At 53.5% G+C, this 19,823-nt stretch carries 19 protein-coding genes; 1 reads left to right on the top strand and 18 read right to left on the bottom strand.

The annotated features are described in order from the left end of the window. Genes HMPREF9473_RS13065 through proB form a run of 4 tightly spaced genes read right to left on the bottom strand, consistent with a single transcriptional unit; the run spans position 1 to position 3,706 of the window. Positions 1-1,311 (bottom strand): metallophosphoesterase, encoded by a 1,311-nt coding sequence (locus HMPREF9473_RS13065; RefSeq protein ID WP_050810037.1) that lies wholly within the window; start codon positions 1,309-1,311, stop codon positions 1-3. 13 nt (positions 1,312-1,324) lie between these two features. Continuing rightward, entirely contained in the window at positions 1,325-2,569 is a 1,245-nt protein-coding gene (locus tag HMPREF9473_RS13070; RefSeq protein WP_006780597.1) for a glutamate-5-semialdehyde dehydrogenase, read from the bottom strand. Between the two features lie 21 nt (positions 2,570-2,590). Beyond that, positions 2,591-2,812 (bottom strand): DUF896 domain-containing protein, encoded by a 222-nt coding sequence (locus tag HMPREF9473_RS13075; RefSeq protein ID WP_034858394.1) that lies wholly within the window; start codon positions 2,810-2,812, stop codon positions 2,591-2,593. Between the two features lie 33 nt (positions 2,813-2,845). Next, positions 2,846-3,706, bottom strand: coding sequence for a glutamate 5-kinase (proB, locus tag HMPREF9473_RS13080; protein WP_006780599.1), 861 nt, complete (start codon positions 3,704-3,706; stop codon positions 2,846-2,848). Positions 3,707-3,897: 191 nt separating this feature from the next. Between proB and HMPREF9473_RS27730 the strand changes: the two genes are divergently transcribed. Then, positions 3,898-4,041: a hypothetical protein gene (locus HMPREF9473_RS27730; protein WP_006780600.1), complete on the top strand. Its 144-nt coding sequence runs from the start codon at positions 3,898-3,900 to the stop codon at positions 4,039-4,041. 28 nt (positions 4,042-4,069) lie between these two features. Here HMPREF9473_RS27730 and HMPREF9473_RS13085 read toward each other — a convergent pair whose 3' ends face one another. The 14 genes from HMPREF9473_RS13085 to HMPREF9473_RS27735 form a co-directional block, all read right to left on the bottom strand. After that, positions 4,070-5,656, bottom strand: a complete 1,587-nt coding sequence (locus HMPREF9473_RS13085; protein WP_006780601.1) for an NAD(P)/FAD-dependent oxidoreductase — start codon at positions 5,654-5,656, stop codon at positions 4,070-4,072. 28 nt (positions 5,657-5,684) lie between these two features. Beyond that, entirely contained in the window at positions 5,685-7,013 is a 1,329-nt protein-coding gene (locus HMPREF9473_RS13090; RefSeq protein ID WP_006780602.1) for an NAD(P)/FAD-dependent oxidoreductase, read from the bottom strand. Between the two features lie 68 nt (positions 7,014-7,081). Further along, a complete protein-coding gene (locus tag HMPREF9473_RS13095) occupies positions 7,082-7,462 on the bottom strand; it encodes a hypothetical protein (protein WP_006780603.1) in 381 nt (126 codons plus the stop codon). Positions 7,463-7,561: 99 nt separating this feature from the next. Next, positions 7,562-9,301, bottom strand: a complete 1,740-nt coding sequence (locus HMPREF9473_RS13100) for a putative polysaccharide biosynthesis protein (RefSeq protein WP_006780604.1) — start codon at positions 9,299-9,301, stop codon at positions 7,562-7,564. Then, a complete protein-coding gene (locus HMPREF9473_RS13105) occupies positions 9,282-10,400 on the bottom strand; it encodes a DUF3048 domain-containing protein (protein ID WP_006780605.1) in 1,119 nt (372 codons plus the stop codon). Before HMPREF9473_RS13105 ends, HMPREF9473_RS13100 begins: the two co-directional genes overlap by 20 nt. Continuing rightward, on the bottom strand, positions 10,397-10,894 hold the full coding sequence (gene ybeY, locus HMPREF9473_RS13110; RefSeq protein WP_006780606.1) for an rRNA maturation RNase YbeY: 498 nt from the start codon (positions 10,892-10,894) through the stop codon (positions 10,397-10,399). Before ybeY ends, HMPREF9473_RS13105 begins: the two co-directional genes overlap by 4 nt. A 27-nt stretch (positions 10,895-10,921) precedes the next feature. Beyond that, positions 10,922-11,932, bottom strand: a complete 1,011-nt coding sequence (locus tag HMPREF9473_RS13115) for a PhoH family protein (protein ID WP_006780607.1) — start codon at positions 11,930-11,932, stop codon at positions 10,922-10,924. Next, complete coding sequence (locus HMPREF9473_RS13120) at positions 11,907-12,839, bottom strand: sporulation protein YqfD (protein ID WP_006780608.1); 933 nt, start codon at positions 12,837-12,839, stop codon at positions 11,907-11,909. Before HMPREF9473_RS13120 ends, HMPREF9473_RS13115 begins: the two co-directional genes overlap by 26 nt. After that, entirely contained in the window at positions 12,808-13,146 is a 339-nt protein-coding gene (locus HMPREF9473_RS28180) for a sporulation protein YqfD (protein WP_006780609.1), read from the bottom strand. Before HMPREF9473_RS28180 ends, HMPREF9473_RS13120 begins: the two co-directional genes overlap by 32 nt. A gap of 30 nt (positions 13,147-13,176) precedes the next feature. Next, positions 13,177-13,449 carry a YabP/YqfC family sporulation protein gene (locus HMPREF9473_RS13125; RefSeq protein WP_006780610.1) on the bottom strand — a complete coding sequence of 91 codons (273 nt, stop codon included), beginning with the start codon at positions 13,447-13,449 and terminating at the stop codon, positions 13,177-13,179. 168 nt (positions 13,450-13,617) lie between these two features. Further along, the gene (rpsU, locus tag HMPREF9473_RS13130) at positions 13,618-13,794 is read right to left on the bottom strand and encodes a 30S ribosomal protein S21 (RefSeq protein ID WP_004613829.1); all 177 of its coding nucleotides are present in this window, start codon (positions 13,792-13,794) and stop codon (positions 13,618-13,620) included. Positions 13,795-13,942: 148 nt separating this feature from the next. Beyond that, positions 13,943-16,615, bottom strand: a complete 2,673-nt coding sequence (locus tag HMPREF9473_RS13135) for a hybrid sensor histidine kinase/response regulator (protein ID WP_138670094.1) — start codon at positions 16,613-16,615, stop codon at positions 13,943-13,945. Positions 16,616-16,707: 92 nt separating this feature from the next. Beyond that, a complete protein-coding gene (gene alaS / locus HMPREF9473_RS13140; RefSeq protein WP_050810066.1) occupies positions 16,708-19,314 on the bottom strand; it encodes an alanine--tRNA ligase in 2,607 nt (868 codons plus the stop codon). Between the two features lie 78 nt (positions 19,315-19,392). After that, entirely contained in the window at positions 19,393-19,539 is a 147-nt protein-coding gene (locus HMPREF9473_RS27735; protein WP_006780613.1) for a hypothetical protein, read from the bottom strand. Positions 19,540-19,823: the final 284 nt, after the last annotated feature.

The following is a 19,823-nucleotide window of genomic DNA, read 5'->3' on the forward strand; positions in this document are numbered from 1 at the left end:
TTATTGTTCTTTTTTTCCTGGAATCAACAGCTCATTGGCTGGCGATGTGCCTCCATCCATCAGGCTGTTCAAATATTCGTTCAGGAAGAGTTCCTCCCCCTGGGCCTCCAGCAGCTTCCAGGCTTCCTGTTCCCTGATCCGCTCCTTCTCCTCCCAGAGATGGCCGGAGAAATACAGGCGGTTCATGGTGACGACCAGTTCGCCCATGGCTTTTCTCTGGCTGTCGGTGACATCTAAGTATTCCAGTTCCTCCAGGATTTTCCCGCTGTTGCTGTCCTCAAAACGCTTCGCCGAGAGCGTTTTAAAATCAAGAAGCTCCGGCGTCTCCACACCGTTTGCCTTCGCCCATCCGGTAACATCCGTCTCCTCGGCCCGGTAGGCAATGTCTCCCTGCTTTGTGATATCCACCACACCATACAGGTGGGGATAGACAGCCAGAGAGCCGGTTGCCGCCTCGCAATAGTCCGTGTCTCTGGCAATATGCTGAATATGGATGTGACCGCTCAAATTCAGGTTCACCCCGTACTTTGCAAATAATTCCAATACCCGGTTATAGTTGCCAATCCGGTAGCCTCTGATGAACAGATCATTATGTACCATAAGGTTCTGGTGGCTCACACCGATGACGGTAACCCCGTCCCGCTCCGCCTGGGCCAGTTGCTGCTCCACCCACGAAAGCGTCTCCTCCGGAACATTGCCCTGCTTTTCCACGGCGTTGACATCCAGCATCAACAGCCGGACATCTTCGGAGACGGGAAACACATAGCTGAGCGAGTGTTCATCCCTGGAAAGCGCCTGGGCATATCCCATGTCCTGGTAAATCTCCGTAAATTCCTCCGGGGAAACGTTGGCTGTCCGGTAAATGTCGCTCCCCTCGTACCGAAAGGAGAAGGGATACTGGACATCATGGTTTCCCGGCAGCACCGCCACCGGTATTCCCTGGGCTCTGACAGCCGCCAGCTTCTCCGCCAAATCAACATGACTCTGCTTCTCCCCGTTAAACGCCAAATCGCCGCTGAGAATCAGCACATCCGGTTTCTCCGCCGTTACCTTCCACAGAAAAGCATCCGTCAGCTGGGAGGCGTAATCCGACATTTTCCCGTCGCCCCGGGCCATCATTTTGGTGAACGCCTCGCCGTAATCGGTCAGCTTTGGGGAGAGATAGTGTAAGTCGGTGGCCGTCATCATGAAAACGGTGCCGTCCGGCCTTTGATTAGCTTCTGTCTCCGGCATTTCCCCGGTCTTCTGACAGCCCCAGAGGGACAGACACAACAGCAGCACGACGGCCAGCCCGGTTCTTTTTCTCATCATGGCTCCCGCCTTCCTATGGCCGCACCTGTCCGCTTCCATAAATAATGTATTTGGTGCTGGTCAGTTCCTTCAGTCCCATGGGTCCTCTTGCGTGAAGCTTCTGGGTGCTGATGCCGATTTCCGCGCCGAATCCAAATTCCTCCCCGTCGGTAAACCGGGTGGATGCATTGACATAGACGGCCGCGGCGTCAATCTCATTTAAAAACTTCTGGGCGTGATTGTAATCCGAGGTGATAATGGCCTCGGAATGGCCCGTGTTGTAGTGGTTGATGTGGTGGATGGCCTCCTCGATGGAATCCACCAGCTTTAAGGACAGGATGTAATCCAGATATTCCCGTCCCCAGTCCTCCTCCGTGGCCGGCACAAGACCTTCCACGAGGGCGCAGGACTCCTCGTCGCCCCGGATTTCCACCTCTTTTTCATCCAGCCGTTTCTTTAGCAGCGGCAGAAACTCCTTCGCGATGGCCCGGTGCACCACCAGGGACTCGCAGGCGTTGCAGACCCCGATTCTCTGGGTTTTGGCATTGTAAATAATATCGAGAGCCATATCAAAATCCGCGGACTCATCCACAAAAATGTGGCAGTTGCCGGTTCCCGTCTCGATGACCGGGATGGTGCTGTTTTCCACCACCGTCTTGATTAACCCGGCGCCACCTCTTGGTATCAGGACGTCCACGTAATCGTTCATCCGCATCAGTTCTCTCGTCGTCTCCCGGTTGGTGTCCTCAATCAGCTGGACCGCGTTGGCCGGAAGTCCCACGGAGGTAAGTCCCTTCTGAATCCGGGACACGATGGCAAGGTTTGATTGAAGCGCGTCACTGCCGCCTTTTAAAATCACGGCATTGCCGGTTTTGAAGCACAGTCCGAAGGCGTCCGCCGTCACATTGGGGCGGGCCTCATAGATAATGCCAATCACGCCGATGGGTACCCGCTTCTGGCCGATGACAAGGCCGTTTGGCCGGTTCTTCATGGAGAGTACCTCCCCCACCGGGTCATCTAAGGCCACCACCTGAAGCAGTCCATCCGCCATGGCCTTCACCCGCGCCGGGGTCAGCTTCAGCCGGTCCACCAGACCCGGGGACATGCCGTCAGCCACGGCCTTTGCCACATCCTGTTCATTGGCGTCCAGTATCTCCTGTTCTCCGTCCAGAAGGGATTTGGCCACAGCCTGTAAGCCCTGGTTCTTCTGAAGGGGTCCAAGGGTGTTTAACATGGCGGCTGTTTCTTTTGCATTGCTTCCGATTTCTGTCAGCTTCATACCGATACCTCCCTGTGCCTGCTATACCTCTTTGATATTTCCAAACTTTTTCCCTAAATCCGTCACACTGCCGTCCTTTTCCTGGATGGAGATATTGTTTAAGTTGGCCCGCATGTTGTTGCGGATGGCGGTGATATACTCAGTTCTGAGGTCCGCTTGCTCCTTCTTCTCCTCCTCCGTCAGTCCCACGGACTGGGATTTGTGGTACAGTGTGTTGATTCTGTCGATTTTACTCTGCTCCATTGTCATTTCACTTTCTATCCGTTATTGGTTATCCTAGTACTCGTTGTAAATATAGTGCATCAAATCAAAATCAAGATTATCGTGGGCCATGAACAGGGTTCCCTTTTCCTCCCCCGCCATAATCTGGTAGATGACGCCCACGTCCTCCCCGTTGGCAATCACCATGTCGGAGCCGCTGTCCGTGGCGATTCTGGCCGCCGCCAGTTTGGCCGCCATGCCGCCGGTGCCCACGTCACTGCCGGAGGTCTCCTTGCCCATGGACAAAAATTCCGGCGTAATCTCCGGAACCACGCTGATAAACCGGGCATCCTGGTTCTTTCTCGGGTCGTCGGTGTAGAGTCCGTCGATGTCCGACAACAGAATCAGCAAATCCGCCCCAATCAAGGCCGCCACGATGGCCGACAGCCGGTCGTTGTCGCCGAAGTTATCCACATAGGGAATCTCTGACGTGGAAACGGTGTCGTTTTCATTGACGATAGGGACGACTCCCAGCTTCAACAGCTCGTCAAAGGTGTTCTGGGCGTTGTAGCGGGAGGAATCATTGATCATGGTATCTTTTGTCATGAGAATCTGGGCCGCGTGCTGGTTGTACTCGGCAAACAGCTTTTGGTACACCATCATCAGCCTGGCCTGCCCGATGGCGGCAAATGCCTGCTTCTGGGCCAGACTCGTCGGCTTGGGGTGATGAAGCGCCTGTCGTCCGGCGGCAATCGCGCCTGAGGACACCAGGACCACGTCCTTTCCCTCCCCCTTCAAATCGCTGATAATCCGCACCAGCTTCTCAATCTTTTGCAGGTTGATATCACCCGAATGCGGGTGGGTCAGGGAAGATGAACCGATTTTTATGACAACTCTCTCTTTATCCTTCAGTTTCTGCCGTTCCAGGGTACCCATAGCTTCCTCCAGCCTTTTTCTCTTTATCTTTTCTATCCTACACCATTTTTAAGTTTTCGTCAATTTTATCGGGCGAATTTCCCACGCAGATTTTCCTGTTAAAATAACGTGAAAGAATCCCCAAAACTCTTTCAATTTTGAGGATTCTGATTAAAATGAAGGTATAAAAAAGGTACGGAAAGGAGCTTATCATGCAAATTTTTTCACTTTTCATTTTTGCAGTCTATGCGGTGATTGGCGGTATCAGTACGCTCTATCTGCTGTTTAGCATGCCGGCAGTGATTCTCTGGAAATGTTATCGGAAAATCAAGTTTCATACTGCTTTAACCAGCTAGTCTGAATTTTGACGACGGTGGTACTTGATTACGGGTGATATCTTCCGGCGATTTCTTCCGCCACCTTGATGCCGTCCATGGCCGCTGAGGTGATGCCGCCTGCATAGCCGGCGCCTTCGCCACAGGGGAAGAGACCCTTTATCTCACTCTCAAAGTCGCTCCCCCGGTTGATTCTCACCGGGGAGGAGGTCCGGCTTTCGATTCCTGCCAGAATGCTGTCCGAGCGGTCGAAACCGCGGATGATGTGGCCGAAGCTGTCGATGCCTTCCAGGAGGGCTTCCGACATGTAGGCGGGAAGCATTTCTCTCAAATTGGCAAACTGATAGCGGCCCTTGAATTCCGGGTTGACCGCGCCAAATTCTACGGATGGTTTTCCCATCTTGAAATCACCATACAACTGAACCGGGATATGTCCTTCTCCGTACCGGTAGGCCAGTTCCTCCAGCTTTCGCTGGTAGGCCACTCCGGCCAGCGGGGAATCGCTGCCGAAATCCTCCGGGGTTACGGTGACAATCAGGGCGCTGTTGGCATTTTCGCCGCCTCTGTCGTGGTTGCTCATGCCATTGACGGCCAGCCGGCCGGGCTCGGAGGACGCATCCACCACATAGCCGCCGGGACACATGCAGAAGGAGTAGACGCCGCGGCCGGAGCTGGTCTGCTTTGTCAGCTTGTAGGACGCCGGACCTAAGATATCCGTATCGCCGGTTCCATACTGGGACTGGGTGATCATCTTCTGGGGATGCTGAATCCGCAGGCCGATGGCAAAGGACTTCTGCTGCATGGGGACCTGGCGCTCTAAAAGCATCTCAAAGGTGTCCCGCGCGCTGTGGCCGATGGCGAGAATCAGGGCGTCCGTCTCCAGACGCTCCGTTCCATTGATGACAACGCCGGTGATGGTGCGGCCATCTGTCAGGATATCCGTCACCTGGCTCCCAAACCGCACCTGCCCGCCCAGGGCGATGATATGTTCCCGTATGTTCTTCACCACCTGGCTCAGCACATCGGTTCCGATATGGGGTTTTTGAAGATACAGAATAGCCGGGTCCGCACCGTGCTCCACCAGAATCTCCAGCACCTTCTGATTCCGCTTCATCGGGTCTTTCACCAGCGTATTTAACTTCCCATCCGAAAATGTTCCGGCGCCGCCTTCCCCGAACTGGACATTGCAGTTCGTATCCAGCACACCGTGCTCCCAGAATTCAGCAACCTTCCTGACACGGACATCCACATCCATTCCACGTTCCAGCAGAATCGGGCGATAGCCCGCCTCGGCAAGCATCAGACCGCAGAACAGACCGGCGGGGCCGCTTCCCACAATCACCGGCGGGTGGGCAAGCCGCTTTTCCCCGCCAGACGGGAACTGGTAAGGGCGCTCCTTCACCAGGGCGATATTCACATTTTTCGCTTTCCTGACCAGATTCTCTTCCTGGCCTGTCTCCACATCCACGGTGTAGATAAAGAGCAGTTCCTCCTTCTTCCTGGCATCCACGGACTGCTTCACGATATGTAGACTGCGGATGTCCTCCGGCCGGATGCGCAGCAGCTTGGCCGCCTTCCTGGTTAAGTCCTCCGGTTTATGATGAATGGATAATTTTAACTGGTTAATACGAATCATGATTTTCCTCTTCCTGTTTTTTTCTGTGTCACTCCCGGCTTTTTCTGTGACGCTCCCGGCTTTTTCCCTGCCTTTGGGGGCGGTGTGGCGTCATTTCCGGACCTTTCTCATACCGCTTTCGTCCTCCCGCCGCGTCCATTCCCGCCAGAGCACCGCTGGACCACGCCCACTGCAGATTGTAGCCGCCGCAGATGCCGTCCACATCCAGCAGTTCTCCCACCAGATACAGACCGGGAACCAGTCTGGACTCCAACGTGTCCGGCCAAACCTCCCTGGTGTCCACACCGCCACAGCATATCTGGGCATTCTCGTAAGGATTGGAGGCCGTCACAACCGTCTCATATTCCTTGATCTGTTTCAGCAGCGCCGACCACCGCCGGTTATCCACATCAGCCATCCGCTCCCCCAGGGAAATGCCGGCCAGCTTCAAAAGGACGCCTGACAGCTTTTTATTCAACAGTCCCGTCATCCACTCCTCCGCGGTCTTCTCCCCCATCCTTCGTCTCCGGGATTCCAGATAAGTTTTCGTTTCCTTCACAGTCTGCTGTGGCAGAAAATCAATCCGAACCGTCACCTTCCGCTTCTCAAATAATGCTTCATATAATGCGATCGCTGCATACCGGCTCAACTGAAATGTGGGGATTCCGGAAATGCCGTAGTCCGTCAGCTGAAGTTCTCCCGTCTGGACGTCCGTCTCCTTCCCATTCACATACAGAGTCAGTCTGGCTTCCGTGCGGATGCCGGCCAGCTGCTTATAATGCTTCTCCTGACACCGCAGCTGTACCAGCGCAGGCAGCGGCGTTATCACCGTATGCCCCAGGCTCCTGGCCAGCTCATACCCGCTTCCATCCGAGCCGGTCCCAGGAGCCGCCTTGGAGCCCGTGGCCAGTATCAGACGTTCCCCGTCAAACACGCCGCAGGACGTCTTCACCGCAAAACCATGACCGTTTTCCACCCGGATCTCCGACACTTGGCAGCCGCAGACCACCCGAATCCCTAACCGCTCCACCTCCATCCGCAGCACATCCAGCACCGAGGACGCCTGCTCCGAGTTGGGATAGATATATCCGTTTTTATTCTTAACCAATATCCCCAGTCCCTCAAAAAATTCCAGTGTATCTATCACCGGATACTTTTCAATCACCCGGAACGGAAACTGCCTATTCCTGCTCCGGTAACACTCCTCTGACTGGTAAAGATTTGTCATATTACATTTTCCATTGCCGGTAGACAGAATTTTCTTTCCAACTCTGTCCGTATGCTCCAATATGGTGACGCTGGCGCCCGCCCTGGCGGCATGGATGGCCGCCATCATGCCGGACGCTCCGCCCCCGATGACAATGACTGTTCGTTTCATATATCCTCCCCTGTCCACGTTGCGTGACATTTCATCGCCCCACGTCCCGGCAGACCTTCCTCTGGAAGTTAGCTGGTATAGGATTCCAGATAATTATAAATATCCATCATGGAAGTAAACCAGATTCCCTCCCTCAGCCTGTCCTGCTCCTTCTCCGGAAAATCCGTGATGGGAACGTGGGTGTATAAACATATTGTACTCTTATCCTCGCAGAATACCAGAAGGAATCCTGTCTCTGACACCAGATAATATTTCTCCGTCTCTATGACCGGTTCCACCTTCTCCTGATTCATCACCTGGCGGTTCTCCGTCACGGTCTCCGTCTCGTAGGTGGTGTTGGGAATGGCAGGCTCTACCCGGATATTCTGTTTTGTCACCCAGTATCCTGCAAAGAAACAGGCAATGCTGGTCACGATAACCAATAATAAGCAGATACCATACTTTTTCATGGGAATTATCCCTCCTTACAGGTATAGTATCTGCTTATCTCCTGTTTTTAATCACAAATTCATTCCTGACCGCCAATCCACCACCAGGCAGCGCCCCGCTTACATCAGATGCAGCTTCCTGGCCGCCCCAATCAGCTTTGTGCCTCCCGGCATTCCTCTCATCTCATCCTCATCAACCCCGCGCAGCTTTACCAGCAGCACAAAGTACACCAGCACCGCCACCAGAATGGCCGGCATCAGACATACGATAGTTCCTAACCGTCCCCGAAGCGCCGTGCCGGTGGCCCGGAAAATCAGCTGGTACACGCCGTAAGCCGCCGCTCCCATAATCCCGGAAGCCACCGTGGGAATCAAAAATGTTTTCAGCACCTCCTGACGGTACCGGAGGGCCCGTCCAATGGATAATCCATTCAAAATACACACAATCAATGCAAACAGAATATTGGCATAGACCACGCCGTAAATCCCGCTCTTCATTCCATATAAAAGTCCATATAATATCCCCACATGAATCACCAAAGCAATGGCTGAGTTCATAATGGGAACTCTCATCCGGTTGATCCCCTGAAGCACCGCGTTGGTCACCGTCGACAGGGAGAAGAACACCACCGCCACAGAGCCAACCATGGTCATCTTCGTCAGCATCGCGCTGTTCACACCTGGGAACAGCAGGTTCGAAATCGGATAGGCCAGCACGGTCAGTCCCACCGCCGACGGGATGGAGATAATCATGGCAAACCGGATGGCGCTGGCCACCCGCGACAATACCTGCTTCCGGTTTTTCTCCGCCACCGCCCGGGAAAGGCTTGGAATCAGGGAGGAGGACAGGGAGTTGGCAATCGCCACCGGAATATTAAACAGCAGGTGGTATTTTCCCCAGACGCCCCAGTCGGAGGCAATCCGCTCCCCCTGCTTCAAATCCGTCATCACGTTGCCGAAAATGCTGTTGTCCACCACCGTACTGATGTTGTAAATCATACTGCTCAGGATAATCGGCGCAATGGTGAGAAACAGCGCCCTGGAAATAGCCCCGTAGCTCTCCACATGCCCGCTTCGATCCCTCTTCGCCCGGCTCTTCATGGTAGGCCGGTACCCCATAGTCAGCAGCAGGAAAAACAGCAGGGCCGCCACAGCGCCGGCTCCGGTACCGATAGCGCCGCCCGCCGCGCCAAAGGCGTAGGCATACTGGTCCGACCCGTACACCAGATTGGACTTCACGCCGATATCAAAGAGAGCCACCGCCGCCACAATACTGATGATAGCATTGACAATCTGCTCAAAGATCTGGGACACCGCCGTCGGTATCATGGTGGAATGCCCCTGGAAATAGCCTCTCAGCACTCCCAGATAAGCCATCACCCAGATGGTCGGCGCCAGCGCCCGCAGGGCATAGGCCGAGAACGGCATCTTAATCACAACCGTGGCAAAATAATCCGCCCCGAACCACAGCGCCGCAAAGCCCAGCGCACCGGCTATGGTGGCATAGAATAATGCCGCGTACAGGATGCGGACGGAATTGCGGAACTGGTTTTTCGCCAGCCTGGCGGAAACCATCTTGGACACCGCCACCGGCAGACTGTATGAGGACATGATTAACAAAATGGAGTAGATGGAGTAGGCCGCGTTGTAGTACCCGTTACCGTCATCCCCTATCTTGTTGGCAAGAGGAATCCGGTAGAGCATGCCAATCAGCCGGACAATAATGCCGGCCACCGCCAGGATACTTCCCTGGACAATAAAGTTGGAGCCTTTTTTACTGCCGGCCGGTTTCCCGGGCGTCCCGGTTCTCTGCGGTTGTTCCGATTTCCTTCTGCTTCGTCTAACTGTTGTCTTTTCCATATATCTCCGTCTTTTTGAAATCGCTGGTAGGTATGATGCACACCCAGGTCTTGCCCTTGTTCAGCACGATTTCATTATTTTCTGTGTCATAGTAATGGGTGACGCCAAACTCCCCATCCTTCTTCCATGATACGGGGATGGCACGCCCATCGGTGATATAATACCCGTACTCGTCGGCGTGGACATTGATGTCCAGATAATCCGTGGTGGCATAGTGGCCCACCGGACAGTACTGGAAGATAATATTTTTCACCGCAATCTGCCCCTCGTCCCCGCTGTGGGCGGCGCCGTACTGGTAACGGTAATACAGCCTGTCCTCCTCATTGTAGGAAAAATAGGGCTGATTCATATTGTAGCCCGGATAGACCTTGTAGGCCTCCAGGGAATTTTCCCGCACAATCTCCTCGTTTCCGGTGGCAAACAGATAATGTCCCCGGTAGGAATCCGCATAGTCGTCCCGGTACCCCAGCTTCTCAATGGATGCCCGCAGCCGGCTTCCGCTGGTGTAGGCGTTGTGGGGCGATTTCTTGTCCTTCGAGCGGTAATAGGCCGTGGTTCCGATGCCGTCCAGGCCGTTGATATTGTCTACATTGCTCAGATATGGTTTGGCAAAGGTACTCTGTCCATAGTGGGCATACACCGCGTCAAATTCCCTTGCAAAGTATGTATAGTAAGTCCGGCAGCTTCTCACGGAGCCGATCCGCTCCAAGTCGTCGTAATCCTCGATGATTGCCATAAACCGGTTCATCCCGCCCTCGGCAGGCGCCTCGTAGACTACACCGGCCCGGTTGATGCCGTACTGAGGCCTGGCTTCCTTGTCGTTGCTCATCATCACGGCCACAGGGCGGCGGTTGGCCTTGGCCACGTCCACCATCTCCCCGGTTAAGTAGCTTCGTATCTTCCCGTCCACCTCGATGCGCTCCACCGGTTCCTCCACCGTCTCTTCCTCTGTCTCGACGGCCGCCGTGGTGAGTTCCACCCTGGTTCCCTCCGGCAGTGTGGGCGCTTCCGGGACATCCACCTGCTGATACTTACTCTTGCATCCGCTTAAGGTAAGAACAGCAAGCAGAACTATAACTGCTGTCTTTCCCTTCCTCATCGCCGATACCCCCTGCGCTCCAGAATCTCATTCTGCTTCTGCTCCATCTCCAGCCGCTCTTCCTCCACCATGTGGTCGTAGCCGCACAGATGCAGCATGCTGTGAGCCACCAGAAATGCCAGTTCTCTGGACATGGAATGGCCGTACTTCTCCGCCTGCTCCTCCACTTTGTCCACGGATATCATGATATCCCCAAGCATCAGTTCCCCTGTCTCCAGGTTAAAATAATCCTCCGCCGACTCCTCCACATGCTCGAAGTCCGAGGCAATCTCGTAATCTATCATGGGGAAGGACAGCACGTCCGTGGCGGCGTCAATGTTTCTGGCCTCCAGATTCATCTGGCGGATTTCCTCATTGTCCGTCAGCACCACGTTGACCTCCGCCTCGTAGGGGCAGTTTTCGTAATCCAGGGCGTCCTCCACAATCTCCGTGATAATCTTCTCGTAAGGGATATCCAGTTTTTTTTCTGCTTCATAATCAATATTTATCGTCATTTGTCCACCTTCCGCGTCCGTATTTCTCTATCTGTCCCGGCTATTGCCCCGGCTTCTTCCGCCTTTGTCCGCGTTTCGTTTCGCCTTCATCTCGTAATCATCGTAGGCCTGTACAATCTTCTGTACCAGCGGATGGCGCACCACGTCACTGCTTGTCAGGTAGCAGAACCCGATATCGTCCACCCGTTTCAACACCTTCACCGCCATATCAAGACCCGATGTCACGCCTCCCGGCAAATCCTTCTGGGTCTGGTCCCCGGTGACAATTACCTTGGAGCCGAAGCCGATACGGGTTAAAAACATCTTCATCTGGGCCGGCGTGGTATTCTGCGCCTCATCCAGGATGATGTAGGCATTGTCCAGGGTCCGACCTCTCATGTAGGCCAGAGGCGCCACCTCAATAAGCCCCTTCTCCGAGTTGTGCAGATAACTCTCCGCCCCCATGATTTGATACAAAGCGTCGTAGAGAGGCCGCAGATAAGGATCAATCTTGCTCTGCAGATCTCCTGGCAGGAAGCCCAGCTTCTCCCCCGCCTCGATGGCCGGTCTGGTGAGAATAATCCGGTTCACCTCCCCGTCCTTGAACGCCTGAATCGCCATGGCCATGGCAAGGTAGGTCTTGCCGGTACCTGCCGGGCCGATGCCGAAGACGATCATCTTCTTCCGGATGGAATCCACATAGTGCTTCTGCCCCATGGTCTTTGGCTTCACCGGCTTGCCGTTGATGGTCCGGCAGATAATGTCCTTGTCAATCTCCAGAATCTGATGGTCCTTCTCCGAAAATGACAACGACAGCGCATAATCCACATTCTGCTGGGTGATGGCATTTCCCCGTTTGGAAAGTTCTATCAGGTTGTTGAAGACGCTTTTGGCCTTCTGGATGGTATCCTCCGGCCCGATAATCTTTAACGCCCCGTCACGGCTGATCATGGTGACGTGAAGCGTTCTCTCTATTTTCTTCAGATATTCATCAAACTGGCCGCAGACATTTTTTTCATGCTCCGCGGGTATATCAATCATCGTTTCCACTACGCTCATCTGGTATCTGTTCTCCTTCGGTCTCCGTTGTCGCCTTTGTCTGTCCGATTAACTCCTCTGCGGTTACATTACCCTCAATGGTCAGGACAGATTCATTATCTAGTATTTTAACATTATTTTCAATAATTTGAACCCCTTTTTCCATTAAATTTTCCAGATACTGACTCTGGGCCCTCTCCGCCAGCTGATTCTTCTCCTCTTCCGTGTAGAACCGCTCGTAGGTGACATACTCCTCCCCGTCTATCTTTCCCAGATAAAACGGGAGATAAAAGTCCTCAAAGATTTTCAGCTGGCGCTCCTCCATGGTGTACTGCCAGAGACTGTCCCGCTTAGAAGGCAGAAGGAGGGTCAGATTGTAATCCAGGGCTTTCAGATAGTATCCATGCTTCTTTTTCCCGGTCTTTGCCTTCACCTGGTGGAGAGAATTGATACGATTGGTATAGTGATACTCCGTTTTGGCATAGATATCTGCCTCCGCATGGACGTAATCCGTCCGCACCAGCTCCTCGGCGTCGTTGGTGATGGGGACGCCGGAGGCCACCAGAAGCTGTCCGGCTTCCACGGTGTCGCCGATTTTGACCTGGGGAACGCCACGTCGGACAATCATCTTTGTGATGGTTCCGGCCCTGGCGGCCACCAAATCGCAGGGGGAGTCATCTTTTGGCGGAATGCTGGAGAGAACCTCATTTTCCTTTATCTTAACCAGAAGTCTCGTTCCCGATACCCGGGCGGACACCCAGGTGATCTCCGGGAACTGATTGCGGATGCCGGCCTCGATGTCGTCGCAGGAGATGCGCTTTTTGTACATCCCGTAGCGGACGTTCTGCTCCTTAAAATAGCCGGTCAGCACCTCGTCCGTGTACCGGTAATTGCCGTCAAAGCTGATGTCCCAGATAAACAGGGACATGACATAGAGCAGAATAAAAAAAGGAGAAAAACCCGGCGAACATCAATTTCCGTTTTCTGTTTTTGTATAAAAAAAAAGGAAGTCCCAACTTCTTCAAGATTCTCAGCCGGACCTTCGCCTTTCGCACCTGGGCCTTGCAGGAGCGGTATCCCTTTAAGGTCATATAGAATTCGTAGGTACCGTTCTTGTACTGGAGATTCCAGATTTCAATCCCGCCTGCGCTGCACAGGTTTAAAAACCGCTCGGGGGAATAGCCGCTCAGCCGTATCCGTAAGTATCCATACCAGTTATGTAAAAGCCACGCCATATCATCTGCCACCTTTTCTACTTTTCCCTGTCAACTGCTCTCGAATTCCACGGACTGAATGAAGCCTGCGATTCGCATCTCATCACTGGTATAGTATTCTATGGTAAGCCTGGCCCCGTGTATCAGAACCCGGCAGTTTCTGGCCTGGAGTTTCACCAGTGTGTCCGTGTACAGAACGATGGAACGGTAATTTTCTATGAGCACGGCCTGACGGCCGATAAAGGATAAGAGGACCTCGCCCATCATCACATCTTTGGGAAGTTTCAGGGCGGAAACCACCGCTTCCCTGGCATGTTCCTGCATGATATCACACTTTCTCCGTGGAGTTATTATCAGTATATGCAGGAAACGGCTTTTGTCATGCAAGAAAATAAAAGAGGCCGGCAGCTTGAGATTCTTGGAACGATAAAAAATCCTCAACCGATATCTCAGTTGAGGATTCTTACTGTTCATTCAATTACTTACATTGCATTAGTTAAATTTGCGTTTTCTAGCAGCTTCAGACTTTTTCTTACGTCTTACGCTTGGTTTTTCGTAATGCTCTCTCTTACGAATCTCCTGCTGAATACCAGCCTTTGCACAGTTTCTTTTGAATCTGCGTAAAGCGCTGTCTAATGTCTCATTATCTTTAACAATTACGTTTGACATAGCTCACACCTAACCTCCCTCCAGTTGTGTACTTGTGCGTAAATACAACTGTTTGGGTATTTTTATAGCACTGTTATGATTATAGCATAAAATCTTTATACGTCAACAGGTTTTTTGCGTTTACTTTGTATTTTTTTCCAAAAAAGTGTCATCCTTCCTTCATATCAGGCTTAAATACAGAGCCACTGGGGTCGCATTTTCGTTCCCTCAACCCAGACTCGCTGATGCAGTTGGATAGAACGCTGCAGAGCTGGTGAATATCCAACGGCTTGCTGACATGGGCGTTCATTCCGGCCGCCAGGGCGGCGGAGATATCCTCATGAAACGCATTGGCCGTGGTCGCGATGATGGGGATTTTGTGGGCCAGCGGGTGGGCGGAGGTCCGAATCTGCCTTGCGGCCTCGTGTCCGTCCATCACCGGCATCTGGACATCCATCAAAATGGCATCGTAGTCCCCAGGCCCGGAAGCCAGAAATCTCTCCACCGCCTGGCGTCCATCGTCGACGCAGTCCACCGTGGCGCCGTTCATCTGCAGCAGCGTTGCCGCAATCTCCTGGTTGATGGCATTGTCCTCCGCCACCAGCAGACGGAAGCCTTCCAGCGGCTTCTCCGCCTCCGGCCGGTATTCTCCCTCCACCGGATGCCGGTCTTCCAGTGCCTCCTTGATGGCGGCATAGACCGAGGAGCGGTACAGCGGCTTCGCCAGAAATCCATTGACGCCGACTGCCCTGGCCTCCTCCTCCACCTCCGTGATGTCGTAAGCGGATATCATCACAATAGGAAGGTCATTGCCCACCTCCCGGCGGATGCGGCGGGTAATCTCGATCCCGTCCATGTCCGGCATTTTCCAGTCAATCAGACAGAAATCAAAGTCACAGCCCCTGTGGTGCCGCTCCTTCACCTGCTGTAATGCTTCCGTGCCGGAAAGACACCAGTTCGCGTCAATTTTAATTTTCTTCATCAGAATAGCGGCCTGCTCACACGCCTGCTGGTCATCGTCCACCACCAGCGCGCTGAGGCCCATCTGTGCAAAGTCAGGCTCTATCATGTCACGCTCCACGCCCCGTTTAAACGGCAGGTCTACCGTGCAGGTAGTCCCTGCGTCCGGCTCGCTCTCCACGCGGATTTCACCGCCCATCAGAGCCGCCAGATTCTTTGTGATAGACATGCCGAGCCCGGTACCGCCATAGCGCTTGGTGATGGAGGGATCCGCCTGCTCAAAGGGCCGGAAAATGCGTTCCAGCGCCTCCTTTGTCATCCCAATCCCCGTATCCGAAATGACAAAACGAAGCATATCCGTCTTCCCACCGGCCACAAGGTGGGACACATGCAGGCGGATGCTTCCACCCGGCGGTGTAAATTTCACCGCGTTGGAGCTTAAGTTCAAAAGTATCTGGTTCAGCCGCAGGGAGTCCCCGATAAAGACCGTGTCCTCCCCAAAGCCCTCCATACTCTCCTCAAAATGAATCCCCTTGGCCTTGGCCTGTGCATAGACCGTAGAGACAAACCCATTGACCATCTCATAGATATCAAAGGGCTCCTCCTGGAGTACCATCTTGCTGCTCTCGATTTTGGACATATCCAGCACATCGTTGATCAGCATCAGCAGATGTTTGGACGAAAACGTAATCTTGGAGAGACAGTCCTCCACCCTGGTGGTATCCCGGATGGATGCCGCCGCGATAGCTGTCATACCGATGATGGCGTTGAGCGGCGTCCGGATCTCGTGGCTCATGCGGGAGAGAAAATCGCTTTTCGCCGTATTGCTCCGCTCGGCCGTCAGCATGGCGTCCTGTAAGACCTGACGGGATAAAACCTCCTCGGTCCTGTCCGAAAATACGGTTATCAATTGGGGCGAACTGCTGTCCTCCACCCGGTAAACCCGGATTAACATCCAGCGCCAGTCCCCATTCGGTTTCTTGTACTCCACCAGGCGCTCGAACGGGGAGACAAACTTCATCCCCCTGATTTCTTCCCGGAAGACTCTGGCATCCTCCGGTTTCAGTCCCGCATAAAGGCTCTCCACATCCGGAACCGTTGTTCCCAACACCCGCTCGATGTTAAGCCCCCGGTAGTTAATCTCATTGGTGTTGGCATCCCGGATGATGAAGGCATCGTCAATGCTCAGCGACAGCTTGTCAAAGAGCAGGTTTCGCCAGATAAGCTCTTTTCGCTGACGAAAAAGCACATACTGGGAGACCAGCAGAACGCCTACCATCAGCCCCATTAACAGAATGGAGCCAATCAGATTGGAGCGTCTCAGCCGCTCGGCCGTCTCACCATAGCCCACCTTCTTCGCCTGAGCCACGGCAATAATCCCTTCCGCCTGCGCAAGCGCCTTGTCATAAAGGGGCTGCAAATGCTCCTGCTCGTACCCCTCGATCTCCTTATCGGTGAGACCCGGACGCAAGGCAAACTCAAAAAATACATCCTGCTCCGTTCGCAGAAGTTCCAGCGTACCGTTTAGAGCCCGGATATCCTCCAGATCCCCCAGATACAGGTCCTCCACCCGGAAAAGAGGTTCCTCCAGCGACAGATAGATATTCTTCAGCGCATTCCTGGCAATTGCCACGTCCTCCGCAGAGCGGTGTCTCTGCATCCGCTCTGTGCGAAGACGCATCTCTGATATATTCAGCTTGATATCGCCAATCGAGTTCACCACCTCAAATGGATGACCTGAAATAATCTCCGTCTGCTTGGCCAGGCTGGAAGAATTTCTGATACTCATAATAAGATAACTAAACATCAGCAGGATGAGAATCGCCGTGCTGACGATACTGACACGCTGTCCCCACAAGACAGCCGTATTTGGGGTAGTCATTTCCTTCTTAGAACCTTTATGGACAATCATCTCTGCTCCTTAAACAAACCAAAAGGAAAAACAAATCGTTGTTTTTCCTTTTGGCATCAACTTTATCTTATTTGTTCGTTTATCACATCTTTCACCTTCGCCAGAGCGTCCTCCACGCCTGCCGGGTTCTTGCCGCCGGCCTGTGCCATATTTGGACGACCGCCGCCGCCACCGCCTACTAACCCTGCGATAGCCTTGATTAAATTGCCTGCATGAGCGCCCTTCTTCTGGGCTTCCTCCGTGGCGGCTGCCATCAGGTTCACTTTGCCATCCAGCACGGACGCGATGACTACCACGCCCTCTCCCAGCTTCTCTTTCAGCTGGTCGCCTAAATTTCTGAGGCCGTTCATATCCACATCAGCCACCTTCACGGCAAGCACCTTGACCCCCTTCACTTCCACAACCTGATTCATCACATCTCCCATGGAATTGTTGGCCAATTTGCTCTTTAACTTCTCATTCTCCGAGTGGAGGGCACGAATCTCCTCCAGCATGGACTCAATCTTGTTCTTTAACTCCGCCGGAGTCGTCTTGGCCGCTTTCACCGCCTCGTGAAGCTCCGTCTCCACATTCTGATAGTAAGCCATCAGACCGTCCCCGGTCAGCGCCTCGATTCGGCGGACACCGGCCGCGATGCCGGTCTCAGACAGAATCTTGAAGGCCCCGATCACCCCGGTGTTGGCCACATGGGTACCGCCGCACAGCTCGGTGGAGAAATCCCCCATCTTCACCACGCGGACCTTCTCGCCGTACTTCTCGCCAAACAGAGCCATGGCGCCGGACTTCTTCGCCTCGTCCAGACTCATCTCCTGGGTCACTACCGGCAGGGATTCCTTGATCTCCCGGTTCACAAGCTCTTCCACCTTTGCAATCTCCTCCGGTGTCATGGCGGAGAAATGAGTGAAGTCAAACCGGAGTCTTCCTCTGTCCACATAGGAACCAGCCTGCTCCACGTGCTCGCCCAGTACCAGACGTAGCGCTTTCTGAAGCAGATGGGTGGCGCTGTGGTTCTTGCCGGTGGAAAGACGGTTCTCCTCACATACCTTAAGGGTCACGGTATCTCCCACCTGGAACATGCCTTTTACCATACGTCCCACATGGCCGACCTTGCCGCCCTGAAGGTGGATGGTATCCTCCACCTGGAATTCGCCATTGCCGTTTACAATCACACCGGTATCGGCCTGCTGGCCGCCCATGGTGCCGTAAAATGGAGTCTCCTCCACGATAATCGTTCCGCTCTCCCCGTCAGTCAGCGCCTGAACCAAATCCGTCTCCGTAGTCAGAACCGTAATCTTGGAATCATGCACCAGTCTGTCGTAGCCCACAAATGTCGTGGTGATGGATGGGTCGATTGACTGATATACCGTCACATCGGCTCCCATATAGTTGGTGGTCTTTCTGGCGGCACGGGCCTTCTCTCTCTGCTCCTTCATGCACGCCTTAAAGCCCTCTTCATCCACGGTAAAATTCTTCTCCTCCAGAATCTCAATGGTCAAATCCAGCGGGAATCCGTAGGTGTCATAAAGTTTAAATGCATCCTCCCCGGAGAGAACCGTTCTGCCATCGGCGCTCATCTTCTCCTCCAGCTCGGAGAGAATCGCCATACCCTGGTCGATGGTCTTGTTGAACTTGTCCTCCTCCTCGGAGATTACCTTCAAAATCATGGCCTGCTTCTCTTCCAGCTCCGGATATCCGTCCTTGGAAAGTTCAATCGCCACCCGGCTCAGCTTCTCCATAAACTTGCCCTCGATACCAAGGATTCTTCCGTGGCGCACCGCCCGGCGAAGCAGACGGCGGAGTACATAGCCGCGCCCCTCATTAGACGGCATAATGCCGTCGGATATCATAAAGGTACAGGACTTCACATGGTCCGCGATAATCCGCAGGGACACATCCTTCTTCTCGTCCGACTGGTAAGTGGTGTGAGCCAGCTCACAGACCGCGTCCATCATGGCCTTGTTGGTGTCCACCGTAAACAGGGAGTCCACCTCCTGCACTGCCACGGCCAGACGCTCCAGACCCATGCCGGTATCAATATTCTTCTGGGACAACTCCGTGTAATTGCCCTTCCCGTCACTCTCAAACTGGGTGAACACGTTGTTCCAGATTTCCATATAGCGGTCGCACTCACAGCCGACGGTACAGCCCGGTTTGCCACAGCCGTACTTCTCGCCTCTGTCGTAGTAAATCTCAGAACATGGGCCGCAGGGACCTGCGCCGTGCTCCCAGAAGTTGTCCTCCTTGCCGAACCGGAATATCCGCTCCGCAGGAATGCCAATCACCTTGTTCCATATCTCAAATGCCTCATCATCATCCAGGTAGATGGAAGGATAGAGACGGTCTGGGTCGAGACCAACCACCTCCGTCAAAAACTCCCAGGACCACTGGATGGCCTCGGTCTTAAAGTAATCCCCGAAAGAAAAGTTGCCCAGCATCTCAAAAAAGGTGCCGTGGCGGGCCGTCTTACCGATGTTCTCGATATCACCGGTACGGATACATTTCTGGCAGGTGGTCACCCGCTTCCTCGGTGGTATCTCCTGTCCCGTAAAATATGGCTTTAAAGGCGCCATGCCTGAGTTGATTAACAGTAAACTGTTGTCGTTATGGGGAACCAGGGAAAAGCTCTTCATGGCCAGATGGCCCTTGCTCTCAAAAAACTCCAGAAACATTTTCCTCAGTTCATTCACGCCGTACTTCTTCACAAATCTGTCCTCCGTTATCCTGCCCGTACCGGGCCAGGTTCTATCTTATTTCTTTTCGATGGATGCGCCTGCATTTTTGGCATCTCTCGAATCCCGGAATTTCTTCCCGCAGACGATTCCCGCCCAGGCAATCCCGATAAACAACACAAACTTAAGCCCATTCTCCAACAGGCTGAACAAAATAGCTGACATCCGGTACCTCCTTCTATCTCAATCTGTTTTATTTTTTGCAACACAGTATCGATAATATCCTATCACATGGCACCCAAATTATCAAGATGGAATCACAAAAAGAGCCTGCCCTCAGGCAGACTCTCTCCTATAATTCCGTATATTTTCACATTCGAATGGCCTGCTCCATTTTTAGAAGCGCTTTTTGCAGAATAGCTCTGGTACAGCCCACGTTTAACCGAAGGTGATTTTCGCCTCCCGGACCGAACCAGGTACCCGGAATGCAAACCACGCCGGCCTCCAGA

Source organism: Hungatella hathewayi WAL-18680 (assembly GCF_000235505.1).
Classification (GTDB): Bacteria; Bacillota; Clostridia; order Lachnospirales; family Lachnospiraceae; genus Hungatella_A; species Hungatella_A hathewayi_A.